This is a genomic window from Exiguobacterium sp. EF_C8 (genome assembly GCF_054956715.1).
Map to the genome: position 1 here is coordinate 482,501 of NZ_CM143264.1, position 18,737 is coordinate 501,237.

Below are 18,737 nucleotides of genomic sequence, written 5' to 3' on the forward strand. Positions count from 1 at the left end.
GCAACTCGCCTGCATGAAGTCGGAATCGCTAGTAATCGCAGGTCAGCATACTGCGGTGAATACGTTCCCGGGTCTTGTACACACCGCCCGTCACACCACGAGAGTTTGCAACACCCGAAGCCGGTGAGGTAACCGTAAGGAGCCAGCCGTCGAAGGTGGGGTAGATGATTGGGGTGAAGTCGTAACAAGGTAGCCGTATCGGAAGGTGCGGCTGGATCACCTCCTTTCTAAGGAAAACGTCCCTTACGGGACATGCCCATCGTTCAGTTTTGAGAGCTCGTCTCTCAGTCTCGCAAGAGACACTCGCACCTTGAAAACTGAAGACATCAACAAGACATCAAACTTTTAATTAACCATGTCATTAGACGTGTGTTCTTAGAATACCAACGCTAGATCAAGGTATGAAGGGCGTACGGTGGATGCCTTGGCACTAGGAGCCGATGAAGGACGCGACGAACAGCGATATGCTTCGGGGAGCAGTAAGTATGCTTTGATCCGAAGATTTCCGAATGGGGGAACCCACCATCTGTAATGGGATGGGACATGTTACATGAATACATAGTGTAACGTGAGGCAGACCCGGGGAACTGAAACATCTAAGTACCCGGAGGAAGAGAAAGCAAATGCGATTCCCTGAGTAGCGGCGAGCGAAACGGGAACAGCCCAAACCGGAGAGCATGCTCTTCGGGGTTGTAGGACACTCTACACGGAGTCAAAAAGGAAGACAGTAGGTGAAGGACCTGGAAAGGTCGGCCGAAGAAGGTGACAGCCCTGTAGCTGAAACTGTTTTCCCTCCAGAGTGGATCCTGAGTACGGCGGGACACGTGAAACCCCGTCGGAATCCGGGAGGACCATCTCCCAAGGCTAAATACTCCCTAGTGACCGATAGTGAACCAGTACCGTGAGGGAAAGGTGAAAAGCACCCCGGAAGGGGAGTGAAATAGATCCTGAAACCGTATGCCTACAAGTAGTCAGAGCCCGTTAACGGGTGATGGCGTGCCTTTTGTAGAATGAACCGGCGAGTTACGATAACGCGCGAGGTTAAGCCGATGAGGCGGAGCCGTAGCGAAAGCGAGTCTGAACAGGGCGTTCAGTGCGTTGTCGTAGACCCGAAACCAGGTGATCTACCCATGTCCAGGATGAAGGTCAGGTAACACTGACTGGAGGTCCGAACCCACGCACGTTGAAAAGTGCGGGGATGAGGTGTGGGTAGCGGTGAAATGCCAATCGAACCTGGAGATAGCTGGTTCTCCCCGAAATAGCTTTAGGGCTAGCCTCGAGGTTGAGAGTTCTGGAGGTAGAGCACTGATTGGACTAGGGGCCCCCACAGGGTTACCGAATTCAGTTAAACTCCGAATGCCAGCAACTTATACTCGGGAGTCAGACTGCGAGTGATAAGATCCGTAGTCAAGAGGGAAACAGCCCAGACCGCCAGCTAAGGTCCCCAAGTGTATGTTAAGTGGAAAAGGATGTGGCGCTGCCTAGACAGCTAGGATGTTGGCTTAGAAGCAGCCACCATTCAAAGAGTGCGTAATAGCTCACTAGTCGAGTGGCGCCGCGCCGAAAATGTAACGGGGCTAAACATACCACCGAAGCTGCGGATTCCGTAAGGAATGGTAGGGGAGCGTTCCAAACCGCTGTGAAGCTGTACCGGAAGGAGCAGTGGAGCGTTTGGAAGTGAGAATGCCGGTGTGAGTAGCGAAAAGAGGGGTGAGAATCCCCTCCGTCGAAAGCCCAAGGTTTCCTGAGGAAGGCTCGTCCGCTCAGGGTTAGTCTGGACCTAAGCCGAGGCCGAAAGGCGTAGGCGATGGATAACAGGTTGATATTCCTGTACCGCCGATCCACCGTTTGAACAATGGGGGGACGCAGGAGGATAGTGACGCATGCGGATGGAAGTGCATGTGCAAGTTTCAAGACCGTCTGATTGGCAAATCCGTCAGGCACCAAAGTCAAGGAACGACGCGGAGTCCCGTAGGGACGTAGGTCACGATTTCACACTGCCAAGAAAAGCCTCTAGTGAGGGGGAAGGCGCCAGTACCGTAAACCGACACAGGTAGGCGAGATGAGAATTCTAAGACGCGCGGGATAACTCTCGTTAAGGAACTCGGCAAAATGGTCCCGTAACTTCGGGAGAAGGGACGCTCTACATGAGTAGAGCCGCAGTGAATAGGCCCAAACGACTGTTTAGCAAAAACACAGGTCTCTGCTAAATCGCAAGATGACGTATAGGGGCTGACGCCTGCCCGGTGCTGGAAGGTTAAGGGGATGGGTTAGCGCAAGCGAAGCTTTGAACCGAAGCCCCAGTAAACGGCGGCCGTAACTATAACGGTCCTAAGGTAGCGAAATTCCTTGTCGGGTAAGTTCCGACCCGCACGAAAGGCGTAACGATTTGGGCACTGTCTCAACGAGAGACCCGGTGAAATCATAGTACCTGTGAAGATGCAGGTTACCCGCGACAGGACGGAAAGACCCCATGGAGCTTTACTACAGCCTGATATTGAGGCTTTGTGCATGATGTACAGGATAGGCGGGAGACGTCGAGCCCGGAGCGCCAGCTTCGGAGGAGTCACCCTTGGGATACCGCCCTTCATGCATAGAGTCTCTAACTCGCAGCCGTGATCCGGCTGGAGGACCGTGTCAGGCGGGTAGTTTGACTGGGGCGGTCGCCTCCTAAACAGTAACGGAGGCGCCCAAAGGTTCCCTCAGAATGGTTGGAAATCATTCGTAGAGCGCAAAGGCAGAAGGGAGCTTGACTGCGAGACCTACAAGTCGAGCAGGGACGAAAGTCGGGCTTAGTGATCCGGTGGTTCCGCATGGAAGGGCCATCGCTCAACGGATAAAAGCTACCCTGGGGATAACAGGCTGATCTCCCCCAAGAGTCCACATCGACGGGGAGGTTTGGCACCTCGATGTCGGCTCATCGCATCCTGGGGCTGGAGTAGGTCCCAAGGGTTGGGCTGTTCGCCCATTAAAGCGGTACGCGAGCTGGGTTCAGAACGTCGTGAGACAGTTCGGTCCCTATCCGTCGTGGGCGCAGGAAATTTGAGGAGAGCTGTCCTTAGTACGAGAGGACCGGGATGGACGCACCGCTGGTGTACCAGTTGTTCCGCCAGGAGCATCGCTGGGTAGCTACGTGCGGACGGGATAAATGCTGAAAGCATCTAAGCATGAAGCCCCCTCCAAGATGAGATTTCCCTTTGAGTAATCAAGAAAGACCCCTCAGAGACGATGAGGTAGATAGGTCACGGGTGGAAGCATGGCGACATGTGGAGCTGAGTGATACTAATCGGTCGAGGCCTTGTTCTAGCAGATGCATTGTTGATGACTTCAGTTTTGAGGGCGCGAGCCCGTCGTCTGGTGACGATAGCCAAGTGGTCACACCCGTTCCCATGCCGAACACGGAAGTTAAGCACTTGAACGCCGAAAGTAGTTGGGGGCTTCCCCCTGTGAGGATAGGACGTTGCCAGGCAAACGGTGGTTCTGGAGCATACGCTCAAGGGCCGCCGCTTTTTTGTGTCTTTTTGTAGAAAGACATGTATCCATTTTAATGAAGGGACTGAACAGGGATATGGCGAAAAAAACGAAACTACGTGTAGCCGTCGAAGAGAACGAGACGATTGGTGCTTGTTTGGATCGTATCGATGCCATGGGATACCGCCCGACGGTCCGACGAGAAGAACCGATCTTTGGATTAGACGCTAATGGCGAACCGTATCCAATTCGTCAACAAATCGTCTTCGATTGCAAAGTGAAAGAGAGCGAATAACTACCTCAAGCATCGTCCGATTCATTCGGACGATGCTTTTTTTATACTTTATTTCATTTAATGCCTCCCAAGAAATAAACTCCGAATGGATACTAGATGAAATCAGAAAAACTACTTTTAAAACCGAACGATAAATTTTCAGACAATTAAATTGTTCGCCTTTGGTTGACGCCTTGGGATGGACTTGTTAAGATGAAGTCGTGACAGGATGATTGAATATAAACACCTCGTATAATAGCAGGGATATGGCTTGCAAGTTTCTACCCAACGACCCTAAATCGTTGGACTATGGGGTATATGGATGTTCGTCGATATTTCTTTGGCGTACCTTTTTATACCCTAAGCCACCCTTTTAGCCGTGGTTTGGGCTTTTTTTATGCACAAAGGAGGAAACAGCGATGGGAAATGTAGAAGTCGGCGTCATCATGGGAAGTCAATCGGATTGGGAAACGATGAAACATACATGTGATGTGTTGGAGCAACTTGAGATTCCATATGAAAAGAAAGTCGTTTCCGCACACCGGACACCGGATCTAATGTTTCGTTATGCTGAATCAGCACGTGAACGAGGACTGAAGGTCATCATTGCCGGTGCAGGCGGTGCTGCTCATCTACCGGGCATGGTTGCTGCTAAAACGACATTACCCGTCATCGGTGTTCCTGTGAAAAGTAGAGCGCTCCAAGGAATTGATTCCTTGCTCTCGATCGTTCAAATGCCAGGTGGAGTACCAGTCGCAACGGTTGCCATCGGAGAAGCAGGCGCAAAAAACGCTGGATTGCTAGCTGCTCAAATTCTCTCGATTCAAGATGAACGACTTGCCCGCAAGCTCGATCATATGCGAGTCGAACTAGAAGGAGACGTCATTGCATCTGGAGGGAACCTGCTATGAAACGAATCGGGATATTAGGCGGCGGTCAACTTGGTCGAATGATGGCTTTGTCGGCGCGTGAGATGGGCTTTGAGATTTTGACACTCGACCCAACGGACAACGCACCGTGTGCGCAAGTGGCAGATCAACATATCCAAGCTCCCTTCACGGATGTCGAGGCAGCCAAACAGCTCGCAGCTGAATCAGATGTCGTCACCTACGAATTTGAGAACATCTCAACGGAAGTCGCTGAAGCAATCGGGACGAAACTGATTCATGGAACGGATCTCCTTTTTCAAACGCAACATCGGGTACGGGAAAAAGAGATGATTGAACGCATTGGACACTCTGTCGCTCCGTACTATCCGGTGACGCATCCTTCTGACTTAGAGGAAGCAAAACAGCGACTCGGGTTACCGTTCGTCTTGAAGACAGCACGATTCGGCTATGACGGAAAAGGACAGACCGTCATCCGGACGGAAGAACAGTTCCAAGCGACAATCGAACGATTCGAACCGACAGAGTATGTTGCGGAGCAGTGGTTACCGTTTGATCAGGAAATTTCCGTCATCGTGACGCGAAGCGCAACAGAAACACGCGTCTTCCCAGTCAGTGAGAACATTCATCGGGAAAATATCTTGCATCTATCGATCGTACCGGCTCGCATTTCCGAATCGCTCGAACAAGAAGCAATTGCGCTCGCTGAATCGATCGCGGATGCTGTCGGGTTGATCGGTACACTCGCCATCGAGTTGTTCGTCGTCGGTTCTAGACTGATCGTCAATGAACTAGCACCCCGACCACACAATTCGGGTCACTATTCAATCGATGCTTGCGAAACATCCCAATTCGAGCAACATATCCGTGCCATCAGTGGTCTCCCACTCGGTGATACCCGTCTGACGACACCGGTCGTCATGGCGAACATCCTGGGTCAGCATGTCACAGCATTATACGAGGAACTACCGAGACTAAGCGCTCGGACGAAAGTTCACTTATATGGAAAAGCAGAAGCCAAGACAGGTCGCAAGATGGGACATTTAAACATCCTTGCGGACACGGTCGACGATGCTTTGGCAGAAGTCGAACGCCTGTCGATATGGAAGGAGACAGTTCAATGATCGAACGGTATACACGTCCTGAGATGAAAGCGATCTGGACCGAACAAAACAAATTCGAGGCTTGGTTAAAAGTCGAGATTCTTGCGTGTGAAGCATGGAGTGAACTAGGAGTCATCCCGAAAGAGGACGTTCAATTACTTTGGGACAATGCCTCTTTTGATGTCAACCGGATCCTTGAAATCGAACAAGAGACACGTCATGATGTCATCGCCTTCACGCGTGCCGTCTCTGAGACACTCGGAGAAGAACGCAAGTGGGTCCATTACGGACTAACGTCAACGGACGTCGTCGATACAGCACTCTCATATCTGTTGAAGCAAGCAAACGACATTCTTGCTGCGGATCTCGATCGATTCATCGACATCTTAAAGGTCAAAGCGAACGAACATAAATATACGGTCATGATGGGACGAACGCATGGCGTACATGCAGAACCGACGACGTTCGGTCTGAAACTAGCGCTTTGGTACGAAGAGATGAAACGAAACAAAGTCCGCTTCGAAGCAGCACGTGAGACGGTCGAATACGGCAAGATGTCAGGAGCCGTCGGAACATTCGCGAATATCGATCCGTTCATTGAAAAATACGTCTGCGAAAAGTTAGGAACGAAACCAGCTCCAGTTTCCACACAGACGTTACAACGCGATCGTCATGCACACTATATGTCGACGCTTGCTCTGATCGCGACATCGATTGAAAAGATGGCAACGGAGATCCGCGGTCTACAAAAGACGGAAACGCGTGAAGTCGAAGAATTCTTCGCTAAAGGTCAAAAAGGATCATCGGCGATGCCGCACAAGCGGAATCCGATCGGCTCTGAGAACATGACAGGTCTTGCCCGAGTCATCCGTGGACACATGGTGACGGCGTACGAGAACGTCTCACTCTGGCACGAACGGGATATCTCGCACTCTTCGGCAGAACGCATCATTCTTCCGGACGCAACAGGACTGCTCAACTACATGTTGAACCGTTTCGGAAACATCGTGAAGAACTTGACGGTCTTCCCGGACAACATGAAGCGGAACATGGACCGGACGTTTGGGGTCATCTTCTCTGGACATGTCTTACTCGCTTTAATCGAAAAAGGCTGGTCGCGTGAAGCAGCGTATGATTTCGTTCAACCGCGTGCGATGCAGGCGTGGGAAGAACAAATCATGTTCCGTGACTTATTGTGGCAAGAAGAAGAGATTCAACAGCTGTTCACAGAAGAAGAGCTCGATGCGTGTTTCGATCCGACGTACCATACGAGTCGTGTCGATGAAATTTTTGAACGGTGTGGCTTGAACTAATCAACCTGAGACGGGGCATTTGCCCCGTCTACATCTTAGGATCATGGGGGACGAAAGCGATGCAACCACTTTATGAAGGAAAAGCAAAACGATTGTACACGACGCAGGAGCAGGATGTGCTCCGGATCGTCTATAAAGACGAGGCCACGGCATTCAACGGCGAGAAAAAAGAAGTATTTGCTGGAAAAGGCGAATTGAACAACCGATTGACGAGTCATTTCTTTGAAATCCTCGAACAAGCGGGCATTCCGACACATTTCATTGAGCGTGTCTCGGAGCGCGAACAGCTCGTACGTCGTGTCACTATCATTCCACTCGAAGTCGTCGTCCGGAACGTCGTCGCAGGAAGCTTGAGTAAACGGCTCGGTATCGAAGAAGGTACGGTGCTCGAAACACCAATCGTTGAGTTCTACTATAAAGATGATACGTTAGGCGATCCACTCGTCACCTCATCGCACATCAATTTACTGAAGATTGCGACTTCTGAGGAGCTAGAAGAGCTGTCGGACAAAGCACTTCGCGTGAATGAAGTCTTGCAACCTTACTTCCGTCAAAACGGAATCACGTTGATTGATTTTAAATTGGAATACGGCAAGACGGCAGATGGAACGATTCTACTGGCTGATGAGATCTCACCTGATACATGCCGCCTGTGGGATCAGGAAACTGGAGAACATCTCGATAAAGATGTCTTCCGACGCAATATCGGTTCACTGACAGAGACTTACCAAACACTATTCAATCGCCTAGGGGGAAACACACAATGAAAAAAGTCATCGTATCGATCGCATTACGGGAAAGCATTTTAGATCCACAAGGAGTTGCTGTAAAAGGCGGATTGCAACAGCTTGGTTTTACGGGTGTCGAGAGTGTTCGAATCGGAAAACAGATTGAACTGCTCGTTGAAACGGAAACGACAGAAGCGATGATTCATGAGATGTGTCAAAAACTACTCGTTAACACGGTGATGGAAGATTATCAGATTACGATCGAAGAGGTGACGCCAGCATGAAGTTCGCGGTCATCGTCTTTCCGGGATCGAACTGTGATTTAGATATGTACCATGCGGTTAAGGATGCGCTCGGAGAAGAAGCCGAATACGTCTTCCATACCGAAACATCACTTGAAGGCTACGATGGTGTCCTGTTACCAGGTGGATTTTCCTACGGAGATTACCTTCGTTGCGGGGCAATCGCACGCTTCTCACCGATTATGGAAGAGGTCAAACGTTTTGCAACAGAAGGAAAAACCGTCCTCGGTGTCTGTAACGGATTCCAGATTCTTGTCGAAGCGGGACTCTTACCAGGTGTCTTGCATCGAAATAACGGTTTGAAGTTCATGTGTCGGACGGTCGAACTGAAGGTTGAAAACACGAAGACACGGTTTACATCAGATTATCTGCCAGGCGAGACGATCTCGATTCCAATCGCACATGGCGAAGGAAACTACTACTGCGACGATGCGACTTACGCGATGCTCCAAACGAACGGGCAAATCGCCTTCACATATGTCGATAATCCGAACGGTTCGCGCGGCGATATCGCCGGGATCACGAATAAAGCTGGCAATGTTCTTGGGATGATGCCACACCCAGAACGAGCAGTCGAGCTATTGACTGGCGGAACAGATGGATTGAAACTCTTTACTTCACTCGTCAAACAGGGGGCACACCATGCTAAAACAACAGTCTGAACCAACACCAGAATTGATTCAAGAGCAACGCGTTTATGCCACGATGGGATTAAGTGATACGGAATACCAGATGGTCGTCGATTTACTCGGACGCCAACCGAACTATACGGAAACAGGATTGTTTTCGGTCATGTGGTCTGAGCATTGTTCATACAAGACATCTAAACCGGTCCTCCGTCAATTCCCGACGACTGGACCACGTGTCTTACAGGGACCGGGTGAAGGAGCAGGAGTCGTTGATATCGGTGATGAGCAGGCTGTCGTCTTTAAGATTGAAAGCCACAACCATCCATCCGCTGTTGAACCGTATCAAGGTGCTGCAACAGGCGTCGGCGGTATCATTCGTGACATCTTCTCGATGGGTGCGCGCCCAGTTGCGCTCATGAACTCGCTCCGCTTCGGTCATCTCGGTACACCACGTGTTAATCAACTGTTCGAACAAGTTGTTGCAGGGATCGCGGGGTATGGCAACTGTGTCGGTATTCCAACGATCGGTGGCGAAATCGGATTTGATCGTTCGTATGAAGGAAATCCACTCGTCAATGCGATGTGTATCGGTTTGATCAACCATGCCGATATTCAAAAAGGTCAGGCAAAAGGTGTCGGGAACTCAGTCATGTATGTCGGTGCAGCTACTGGGCGCGATGGTATTCATGGTGCGACGTTTGCCTCGGAAGATCTCGGAGAAGATACGGAAGCAAAACGACCGGCTGTTCAAGTCGGCGATCCGTTCATGGAGAAGCTATTGATTGAAGCTTGTCTTGAGATCGTTGGTCATCCAGCACTGGTCGGGATGCAGGATATGGGCGCTGCTGGACTAACATCTTCTTCAGCAGAGATGGCTTCAAAAGCAGGCATGGGCATCGAGATGCACCTCGATGACGTCCCGCAACGGGAGACAGGGATGACAGCCTACGAAATGATGCTCTCAGAATCACAAGAGCGAATGTTACTCGTCGTTAAACGGGGGCGCGAAGCAGAGATTGAAGCAATCGTCAGCAAATGGGGGCTCCATGCCGTTCACGTCGGAGAAGTCATTGAAGAGAAAGTCTTACGGTTGATCCATCATGGGGATATCGTGGCGGAAGTTCCGGTTGACGCGTTAGCGGAAGAAGCACCAGTCTATGAAAAACCATCTCGCGTTCCTGCGTATTATGAAGAATTTCAAGCGATGGAAGAGACACTTCCAGTCGTCGAAGACGTTGTTGAGACATGGCGAGCACTACTCCGTCAGCCGACAATCGCTTCAAAACGCTGGGTCTACGATCAGTACGATCATATGGTCCAGACATCGACGGTCGTCGCACCGGGATCTGATGCAGCCGTTATCCGTGTCCGTGGTACGAACAAGGCACTCGCCATGACGACCGACTGCAACAGTCGCTTCGTCTACTTGGATCCATATGTCGGTGGACAGATCGCCGTTGCAGAAGCAGCTCGTAATATCGTCGCGAGTGGGGCGACACCACTTGCCATCACGGATTGCCTGAACTTCGGAAATCCGGATAAACCAGAAGGATTCTGGCAGTTGCAGCAAGCAACAGCCGGTATGGCAGAAGCATGTCGTGTCCTTGAGACACCTGTTATCGGTGGAAACGTCTCGCTCTACAATGAGTCAGCTGGTCAAGCGGTTCACCCGACACCGGTCGTCGGAATGGTTGGATTACACGAGCAAACCGAATGGATCACAACGCAACACGTCAAACAAGCAGGTGACCAGATTTATCTGTTAGGTGAAACAACAGCCGAGTTTGGTGGTAGTGAGCTTCAATATATGCAATTCGGTAAATCATTCGGTCGCGCACCACAAATCGATTTAGCAGTCGAACATGCACGCTTACAAGTGTTACAACAAGCAGTACAAGCAGGTGAAGTCAATGCGATGCATGATGTATCAGAAGGTGGTCTCGCAATCGCCCTCGCTGAGATGACGTTTGGAACGAACTTTGGGTTGAAGGTTCAGTTTGATGGACCAACGTTACATCTGTTCAGTGAATCGCAATCACGTTTCGTCGTCACTGTGCCACAAACGCACGTTGCAGCATTCGAACAACGGACCGGTGCTCAAGCGATCGGTGTCGTCACGAACGATGAGCTTCTTGTCATCGAAACGGCAGAGACACGGATCGAAGCAGACCGTTCGACCTTACAGGGAGACTGGGAAGGAGCAATCGCGTGTTATATGACATCAAAGGACTAAATGAGGAGTGTGGCGTCTTCGGGATCTTCGGACAACCGAATGCAGCGCAACTCGCTTACTACGGCTTGCATAGTTTGCAACACCGGGGACAGGAAGGGGCAGGCATCGTCACGAGTGACGGCGACGACCTCTTCCCGCACCGCGGGCAAGGACTGGTGACGGAAGTCTTTTCGGAAGAGATACTGACGAATCTTAAAGGACATCATGCGATCGGACACGTCCGGTATTCGACAGCAGGTGGAAACACACTTGAGAATACCCAACCGCTGCATTTCAAGTCGCGGACGGGAGATCTCGCTCTCGCACACAACGGGAACCTCGTCAACGCGGATTCACTGAAGCATCTACTCGAAGCAGAAGGTGCAATCTTTCAGACGACGAGCGATACGGAAGTCGTCGCCCATCTCGTCAAACGCAGTAAGCTCGACACACTTGAAGACCGGATTGCCGACAGTCTCGCGCGTCTTGTCGGGGCATTTGCCTTCCTCTTTTTAACGGAAGATACGTTATTCGTGGCGGTTGATCCACACGGACTGCGTCCACTGTCACTCGGGAAGACACCGGACGGCGGCATCGTATTTGCGTCAGAGACATGTGCCTTTGATATCGTCGGTGCAGAGTTCATTCGTGATATCGAGCCGGGGGAGCTCGTGACGATCACAGAACACGGCATGTCGTCTCGTCAATACATGCAACCACGCGAACGAGCGATGTGTTCGATGGAATACATCTACTTCTCACGTCCAGATTCAATCATTGATGGCGTCAACGTCCATACGGCCCGGAAAGCACTCGGGAAAAAGATGTATGAAGAAGCACCGGTCGAAGCAGACGTCGTTACAGGGGTACCGGATTCCAGTATCTCGGCAGCGATCGGTTACGCGGAAGCGAGTGGTATTCCGTATGAAATGGGATTGATCAAGAATCGTTATGTCGGACGGACGTTCATCCAGCCGTCACAGGAGTTACGGGAACGTGGGGTCAAAATGAAGTTGTCTGCGTTACGCGGTGTCGTACAAGGGAAGCGTGTCATCATGGTCGATGATTCGATCGTCCGAGGAACGACGAGTCGCCGCATCGTCGGTTTATTACGTGAAGCCGGTGCAACGGAAGTTCATGTCCGTATCACGGCACCACCGATTACGAATCCATGTTATTACGGGATTGATACATCGTCAAAAGACGAGTTGATCTCTGCCCGGTTGATGCCGGAAGAAATCCGTCAAGAAATCGGTGCTGATTCACTTGAATTCCTAACTGTACCGGGTATGGTCGATGCAATCGACCGCCCGTTCGATGGACCATTAAAAGGACAATGTACCGCTTGCTTCACAGGAGAGTATCCGACACCGCTCGGTTCGCTCGAGTTAGAAGCTAAACTTTGATAGATGGGGGAAGAACATGAGCAAACATTACGAAGCAGCAGGTGTGAGTCTGACGGCAGGATATGAGTCCGTCACTCGAATGAAAAAACACGTCGCCCGTTCGATGCGCAAAGAAGTATTAACGGGACTCGGTAGCTTTGGTGCGATGTTCGACCTCAGCCAATTGCAGTTGAAAGAACCGGTCCTCGTCAGTGGGACAGACGGGGTCGGTACGAAACTCAAGCTTGCCTTCGCACTCGAACAACACGATACGATCGGGATCGACTGTGTTGCGATGTGTGTGAACGATATCATCGTCCAAGGTGCAGAACCGCTTTATTTTCTCGACTACATCGCGCTCGGTCAGGCGATTCCAGCGAAGATCGAACGGATCGTCGCCGGTGTTGCTGAAGGATGTGTCCAAGCGGGCTGTACGTTGATTGGTGGTGAGACGGCAGAAATGCCAGGGATGTATGCGGATGGCGAATACGACATCGCTGGTTTTGCCGTCGGTGCCGTCGAGAAGCAAAAATTGATTACCGGTGACAAGGTCGCAGCAGGCGATGTCATTCTCGGTCTTGCTTCGTCCGGTGTCCATTCGAACGGCTTTTCACTTGTCCGTAAAATTGTCGCCGAGAGTGGCCTTAGCTACGAAGATGAAGTCATGATGCTCGGTCATACACTTGGTAATGCGCTTCTCATGCCGACACGTATCTACGTCGAAGTGGTCAAAGCTGCCCTTGAGACGGAAAAGATTCAAGCGATGGTCCATATTACAGGTGGCGGTTTCTACGAAAACGTACCACGCGTCTTGCCAGAGGGTCTTGGTGCATCGTTTGATCCGAAAAAGTGGCCGACGTTACCGGTCTTCGACTGGCTCGAGCAAGCAGGTGATCTGCCACGACATGACATGTATAATGTCTTCAACATGGGGATTGGTTTCATGTTGATCGTCAAACCGGAAGATGTCGTGGAAGTAACAGCACGCCTCGCTCGTGAAAATGAGACGGCGTACGTGATTGGTCACGTGACCAATCAAGAAGGTGTCCGGATTCAAGGGGTCGACGCATGAAGATCGCCTGTTTTGCATCAGGAAGCGGTAGTAATGTCGAAGCACTTTTTGAAGCGATCGAGGCAGGGACGTTACATGCCTCGATCGAACTAATCGTCTGCGACCAACCGGACGCAACAGTCATCGAGCGAGCAAAACGACGTGGATGTGACGTCTTCGTCTTTCGAGCAAAGGACTATCCGGATAAACCGAGCTTTGAGCGGGAGATCATCGCTCGTCTTGAAGCAAAAGGTGTTGAACGGATCATCCTTGCCGGGTACATGCGTTTGATCGGGGAAGAGTTGCTCGGACGATACGCAGGGCGAATTGTCAACATTCATCCGTCGCTGCTTCCGGCGTTCCCGGGAAAAGATGCGATCGGACAAGCGTTTCGTGGCGGAGTTAAAATCACAGGTGTTACAATTCATATAGTCGATGAAGGAATGGACACAGGACCCATCATGGCTCAAGAAGCCGTTCGGATTACAGAAGAGATGACGCGTGAAACGTTGCAACAAGCGATTCAGCGTGTCGAACATAGACTGTATCCGCAAGTCATCGAAGAGTGGATGAAAGAGGAGGCAAACGTATGAGAGCGTTAATTAGTGTGTCGGATAAAACAGGGATCGTCGAACTAGGACGAGCGTTTCATGAAGCAGGGATCGAGCTTGTCTCGACAGGCGGAACACATCAAGCATTAGAGGAAGCTGGGCTTCCGGTCATTGGTATCAGTGAAGTCACACAATTCCCAGAGATGCTCGATGGACGTGTCAAGACACTTCATCCGATGGTCCACGGTGGACTACTTGGTCGTCGTGATCTTGAATCCCATCGCGAACAGATGGCTGCGCAACAGATTCAACCAATTGATTTCGTCGTCGTCAATTTGTATCCGTTCAAGCAGACAGTTTTACAAGAAGACGTTGCTTATGCGGATGCGATTGAGAACATCGATATCGGTGGTCCAAGCATGTTGCGATCTGCAGCGAAGAACCACGCGGCTGTGACGGTCGTCGTCGATCCAGCTGATTACGAAACAGTCGTTGCTGAGGTTCGTGAAGGTGGAACAACGTTTGAGACACGCCAACGTCTTGCAGCGAAAGCCTTCCGTCATACAGCGGCGTACGATGCGTTGATCGCGGATTATTTCTTGACGCAAACAGGCGAGAAGTTCCCGGACCAGTTGACGATCACGCTTGAGAAAGTCCAGGATCTCCGTTACGGAGAAAATCCACACCAAGAAGCAGCCTTTTATAAAACACCAATTTACCGTGGGGCTTCCCTCGCTTCAGCGAAACAGTTGCATGGTAAAGAGTTGTCGTATAACAACATCCAAGATGCGAACGCTGCACTCGAAATTCTCGACGAGTTCCGCGAAGCAGCAGCCGTCGTCGTCAAACACATGAACCCGTGTGGTGTTGCCGTCGGTCCAACGATCGGAGAGGCATTCCGTCGCGCGCATGCAGCCGATCCGGTTTCAATTTTCGGAGGCATCGTCGCCTTGAACCGTGAAGTCGACCTAGAGACAGCAGAACAACTAAGCGGTATCTTCCTTGAAATCATCATTGCCCCGTCCTTCACGGAAGAAGCCTTCGCCTTATTGTCAGCGAAAAAGAACATTCGTCTGCTTGAACTTGACGTCAAACGTGTCCAAGCGATCCGCTATACAGCAGTTGCCGGCGGTATGCTCGTCCAAGACAGTGACGATGAGACATTAGATGATGCAGCAGCACGTGTCGTGACAGACCGCAAACCGACAGCAGCGGAATGGGAAGACTTGAAACTCGCATGGCGCGCTGTCAAACACGTCAAGTCGAATGCGATCGTTCTCGCAAAAGACGAAGTAACCGTCGGTGTCGGTGCAGGACAGATGAACCGTGTTGGTTCAGCGAACATTGCAATCACGCAAGCTGGGGAAAAAGCGATCGGCGCGTCCCTTGCTTCCGATGCCTTCTTCCCAATGGGCGATACGGTCGAAGCGGCAGCAGCAGCTGGCATTACAGCAATCATTCAACCAGGCGGCTCGATTCGCGATCAAGAGTCGATCGATGCGTGTAACCAACACGGCATCACGATGGTCTTTACGAACGTTCGACATTTCAAACACTAAGCGGAGGCGATTTGAATGAAGGTATTGGTGATTGGTAAAGGAGGGCGTGAACACGCGCTCGTCTGGAAGCTGGCACAGGATGAACGGATCGACACAGTGTATGCTGCGCCTGGGAATGCCGGGATGACACAAGCTACATGTGTTCCGATCGCCGAAAATGCCATCGATGAACTCGTGGCGTTCGCACAAGACGAACAGATTGATTGGACGATCGTCGGACCAGAAGGACCACTCGTTCTCGGGGTCGTTAACGCCTTTCAGGCAGCGGGACTGCAGGTTTTCGGACCGACACGGGAAGCTGCGGCAATCGAGGGAAGTAAGCAGTTCGCGAAAGAATTGATGGCGCGTGCCGGTATTCCGACCGCTGCTCACGCCGTCTTTACTTCAGCAGCAGAGGCAGAAGCGTATGTTCGCAAAGCGGGTGCACCGATTGTCATCAAAGCCGACGGACTCGCTGCCGGAAAAGGGGTCACGGTCGCAGAAACTGTGGACCAGGCACTTGCAGCGATCCACGATACGTTTGCCGGGGAATACGGGCAGCAAAGCCGCGTCGTCATCGAAGAGTGTTTGGTCGGGGAAGAGTGTTCGTTGATGGCGTTCGTCCACGAAGAGACGGTCATTCCGATGGTATTGTCGCAAGATCATAAACGGGCATTTGACGGTGACTTAGGTCCGAACACAGGAGGAATGGGCGCGTATTCACCGTTACCTCAGTGGGACGAGGCAGCGTTGACGACAGAAGCTGTTGATCGCATCATACAGCCGCTCGTCGATCAGATGGCAAGCGAAGGAATACCGTTCACTGGCTTCCTCTATGCCGGTCTGATGTTGACGAAACAAGGACCGTTCGTCATCGAGTTCAATGCTCGGTTCGGTGATCCGGAGACGGAAGTCATTCTCCCACGCTTAGAGACACCGTTACTTGATGTCATCAGACCACTGATGGACGGACAGACACCAGAAGTCGTTTGGACGGACCAAGCAGCTGTCGGTGTCGTCGTCGCTGCAGAAGGATATCCAGAAGCGCCAAAAACGGGACAAATGATTCCACTCGATCAGATCGGGGATGACCTTCTCGTTTTTCATGCCGGAACAGCAGAACAATCCGGTCAACTTGTCTCAGCCGGTGGACGTGTCCTCGTCTGTGTCAGTCGTGCAGAGACGATCGAGCAAGCTGTCGAACAGGTCTATGCGAACTTACCAGACGTGACGCATCAGCCATTCTTTTACCGAACTGATATCGCTCAAAAAGCCTTTCGTGCCTCACATGAATCATGATAGTTGAACCAGACGCACTCGACAGAGTCTCGTCTGGTTTTTTTATTTCTTGGCGAAGTGCACGAAAAGATTTGTCTTCCATGGCGAATTTGTGTTATTTTGACCAAATGAATCCGGAACGGGGCAAAACTTCTTGAAACTTACTTAGCAACATTTTAGTATAAGAACTATAAGAAAGCGTTTTCAATAAAATAAAGGAGGTCGAGCTTTCGTGAAAAAAAATTGTGGAAGATCCCCTTGGACGAAATCTGAAGTACGAACACACCAAGCGGTCATCAGCGGAAAGCTTGCACCGACACTTGTCATACAGAATGCTACGTACCTAAATCATGGTGTCAAAGCATGGCGGACGGCGAACATCTGGATCAGTGGCGACCGGATCGTCTATGTCGGTCCAGAGATGCCGGAACAAGCCGATGCCTACCATGATGCGACAGGTCAATATATCGTACCCGGTTACATTGAACCTCATGCCCATCCGTTTCAACTTTATAATCCAGCGAGTCTTGCAAAATTCGCAGCAGAGCGAGGAACATCGACCCTCGTCAACGACAACATGTTGTTATTATTAGAGCCGACGGAGCAAGCGTTTGCTCAAGTCGAGGCGCTAGCGGACTTACCGACCTCGATGTACTGGTGGGCACGACTCGACGCGCAGACCGAGCTTGATGCCGATAGTATCTCGATCGATAATCGCCGGATTCAAGCATGGCTTAAACATCCACAAGTCATCCAAGCGGGTGAGTTGACGGGATGGCCACGTCTCTCGCAAGGGGACGATGAACTGCTCCACTGGATGCAGGATGCGATCAAACTTGGAAAACCAATCGAAGGTCATTTCCCTGGTGCTTCAGCGAAGACGCTGACAAAGATGGCGCTGTATGGTGTGACGAGTGATCACGAGGCAATGACGGTCGAAGAAGCGATGACACGTCTTGAACTTGGTTATACGACGACGATTCGTTATTCATCGATTCGTCCGGATCTACCGGATATCTTTAAGGGGCTTGTCGAAGCGGGATTGACGCAGTTCGATAAGGTACTAGTGACAACAGATGGTTCGACACCGTCCTTTTATAAAGCGGGTATGATGGATGAGACGATCCGACTGATGCTCGAGGCAGGCATTCCGGTCGAAGAAGCATACCGGATTGCGTCATACAATGCAGCACGTCATTTTAATCTCGATCATCTACTCGGAAGTATCGCGCCAGGACGGATTGCACATCTCAATTTCCTTGAGGCAAAAGATGCTCCGACACCTGTCGCTGTACTTGCACGCGGCATATGGGTCCGTCAAGCCGACATTCCATGTTACCCAGCCGAAGCGCTTGATGCTGCTTATGCCCTTATGCCACAATCAGAAGTCCAGATTTCCTTAACGGAGCAGGATTTTTCATTCAGCATGCCGGTTGGTCTTGAAATGGTCAATTCCGTCATCATGAAGCTCTATCAAGTCGAGCATGACACGAGTGTACCTATGCTACCAGCAGGTTGCGATGAATCCTTCCTAATGCTACTGGACCGCGAAGGGAAGTGGCGTTTGAATACCGTCTTGAAGAACTTTGCGACACAAGTCGGAGGTCTCGTCAGTTCGTACTCGATTAGTGGTGATATTTTGATGATCGGTAAATCAAAACGAGATATGCAAGTCGCGTTTGAGCGGATGAAAACATTTGGCGGTGGAATCGTTCTCGTCGAAGACGGAGAAGTCATCGCTGAAGTTCCATTGACCTTAATGGGGCAGACGTCCGACTTACCACTCGAGGATTTGATCGTTCAAGAAACCGCTTTACGGGAGGCATTATTTGCCCGTGGATATGCCTTTGAAGATCCGGTCTATACGTTGCTATTCCTAGCGTCTACACATCTACCATATGTACGAATCACACCACAAGGTATTTACGAAGTCCTTCGGAAAAAAGTCCTTTTCCCGGCGATTTTGCGATGACGCTTGAATTTTAAAACGTCGCGCTTTAAACTATTAAAGAGCA

General features: G+C 50.9%; 14 protein-coding genes, 3 rRNA genes and 1 riboswitch (1 of these 18 cut by a window edge). All 17 genes read left to right on the forward strand.

All coding sequences use genetic code 11. The features are described from left to right. Positions 1-227: ribosomal RNA gene (locus ACY2IG_RS02600) — 16S ribosomal RNA — on the forward strand (it extends 1,335 nt beyond the left edge of the window). A 165-nt stretch (positions 228-392) separates the two neighbouring features. Continuing rightward, a 23S ribosomal RNA gene (locus tag ACY2IG_RS02605) occupies positions 393-3,306 on the forward strand. A gap of 47 nt (positions 3,307-3,353) precedes the next feature. Beyond that, positions 3,354-3,469 (forward strand): 5S ribosomal RNA (gene rrf / locus ACY2IG_RS02610). Together the 16S, 23S and 5S rRNA genes form the textbook arrangement of a ribosomal RNA operon. A gap of 99 nt (positions 3,470-3,568) precedes the next feature. Beyond that, positions 3,569-3,766, forward strand: coding sequence for an NETI motif-containing protein (locus ACY2IG_RS02615; RefSeq protein WP_029340738.1), 198 nt, complete (start codon positions 3,569-3,571; stop codon positions 3,764-3,766). Positions 3,767-3,973: 207 nt separating this feature from the next. Further along, positions 3,974-4,075, forward strand: a riboswitch (purine riboswitch). Between the two features lie 89 nt (positions 4,076-4,164). Continuing rightward, on the forward strand, positions 4,165-4,656 hold the full coding sequence (gene purE / locus ACY2IG_RS02620; protein ID WP_058704939.1) for a 5-(carboxyamino)imidazole ribonucleotide mutase: 492 nt from the start codon (positions 4,165-4,167) through the stop codon (positions 4,654-4,656). Then, positions 4,653-5,756: a 5-(carboxyamino)imidazole ribonucleotide synthase gene (gene purK, locus ACY2IG_RS02625; RefSeq protein ID WP_462618341.1), complete on the forward strand. Its 1,104-nt coding sequence runs from the start codon at positions 4,653-4,655 to the stop codon at positions 5,754-5,756. The genes purE and purK overlap by 4 nt, the downstream gene beginning before the upstream one ends. Further along, complete coding sequence (gene purB, locus ACY2IG_RS02630; protein ID WP_029340741.1) at positions 5,753-7,048, forward strand: adenylosuccinate lyase; 1,296 nt, start codon at positions 5,753-5,755, stop codon at positions 7,046-7,048. Before purK ends, purB begins: the two co-directional genes overlap by 4 nt. Before the next feature lie 59 nt (positions 7,049-7,107). Beyond that, the gene (gene purC, locus ACY2IG_RS02635; RefSeq protein WP_290754225.1) at positions 7,108-7,815 is read left to right on the forward strand and encodes a phosphoribosylaminoimidazolesuccinocarboxamide synthase; all 708 of its coding nucleotides are present in this window, start codon (positions 7,108-7,110) and stop codon (positions 7,813-7,815) included. Beyond that, positions 7,812-8,060 (forward strand): phosphoribosylformylglycinamidine synthase subunit PurS, encoded by a 249-nt coding sequence (gene purS, locus ACY2IG_RS02640; RefSeq protein ID WP_023467069.1) that lies wholly within the window; start codon positions 7,812-7,814, stop codon positions 8,058-8,060. The genes purC and purS overlap by 4 nt, the downstream gene beginning before the upstream one ends. Beyond that, positions 8,057-8,740, forward strand: coding sequence for a phosphoribosylformylglycinamidine synthase subunit PurQ (purQ, locus tag ACY2IG_RS02645; RefSeq protein WP_035412283.1), 684 nt, complete (start codon positions 8,057-8,059; stop codon positions 8,738-8,740). Before purS ends, purQ begins: the two co-directional genes overlap by 4 nt. Further along, positions 8,721-10,940 (forward strand): phosphoribosylformylglycinamidine synthase subunit PurL, encoded by a 2,220-nt coding sequence (gene purL / locus ACY2IG_RS02650; RefSeq protein ID WP_308102339.1) that lies wholly within the window; start codon positions 8,721-8,723, stop codon positions 10,938-10,940. Before purQ ends, purL begins: the two co-directional genes overlap by 20 nt. Next, on the forward strand, positions 10,916-12,325 hold the full coding sequence (gene purF / locus ACY2IG_RS02655) for an amidophosphoribosyltransferase (protein WP_290754221.1): 1,410 nt from the start codon (positions 10,916-10,918) through the stop codon (positions 12,323-12,325). Before purL ends, purF begins: the two co-directional genes overlap by 25 nt. 16 nt (positions 12,326-12,341) lie before the next feature. Next, complete coding sequence (gene purM, locus ACY2IG_RS02660) at positions 12,342-13,376, forward strand: phosphoribosylformylglycinamidine cyclo-ligase (protein WP_462618342.1); 1,035 nt, start codon at positions 12,342-12,344, stop codon at positions 13,374-13,376. Then, positions 13,373-13,948 (forward strand): phosphoribosylglycinamide formyltransferase, encoded by a 576-nt coding sequence (gene purN, locus ACY2IG_RS02665; RefSeq protein ID WP_035412293.1) that lies wholly within the window; start codon positions 13,373-13,375, stop codon positions 13,946-13,948. Before purM ends, purN begins: the two co-directional genes overlap by 4 nt. Further along, a complete protein-coding gene (purH, locus tag ACY2IG_RS02670; protein ID WP_035412295.1) occupies positions 13,945-15,465 on the forward strand; it encodes a bifunctional phosphoribosylaminoimidazolecarboxamide formyltransferase/IMP cyclohydrolase in 1,521 nt (506 codons plus the stop codon). Before purN ends, purH begins: the two co-directional genes overlap by 4 nt. A 15-nt stretch (positions 15,466-15,480) precedes the next feature. Next, on the forward strand, positions 15,481-16,743 hold the full coding sequence (purD, locus tag ACY2IG_RS02675) for a phosphoribosylamine--glycine ligase (protein ID WP_426272715.1): 1,263 nt from the start codon (positions 15,481-15,483) through the stop codon (positions 16,741-16,743). A gap of 211 nt (positions 16,744-16,954) precedes the next feature. Further along, positions 16,955-18,694 (forward strand): adenine deaminase C-terminal domain-containing protein, encoded by a 1,740-nt coding sequence (locus ACY2IG_RS02680; protein WP_308102341.1) that lies wholly within the window; start codon positions 16,955-16,957, stop codon positions 18,692-18,694. Positions 18,695-18,737 lie beyond the last annotated feature (43 nt).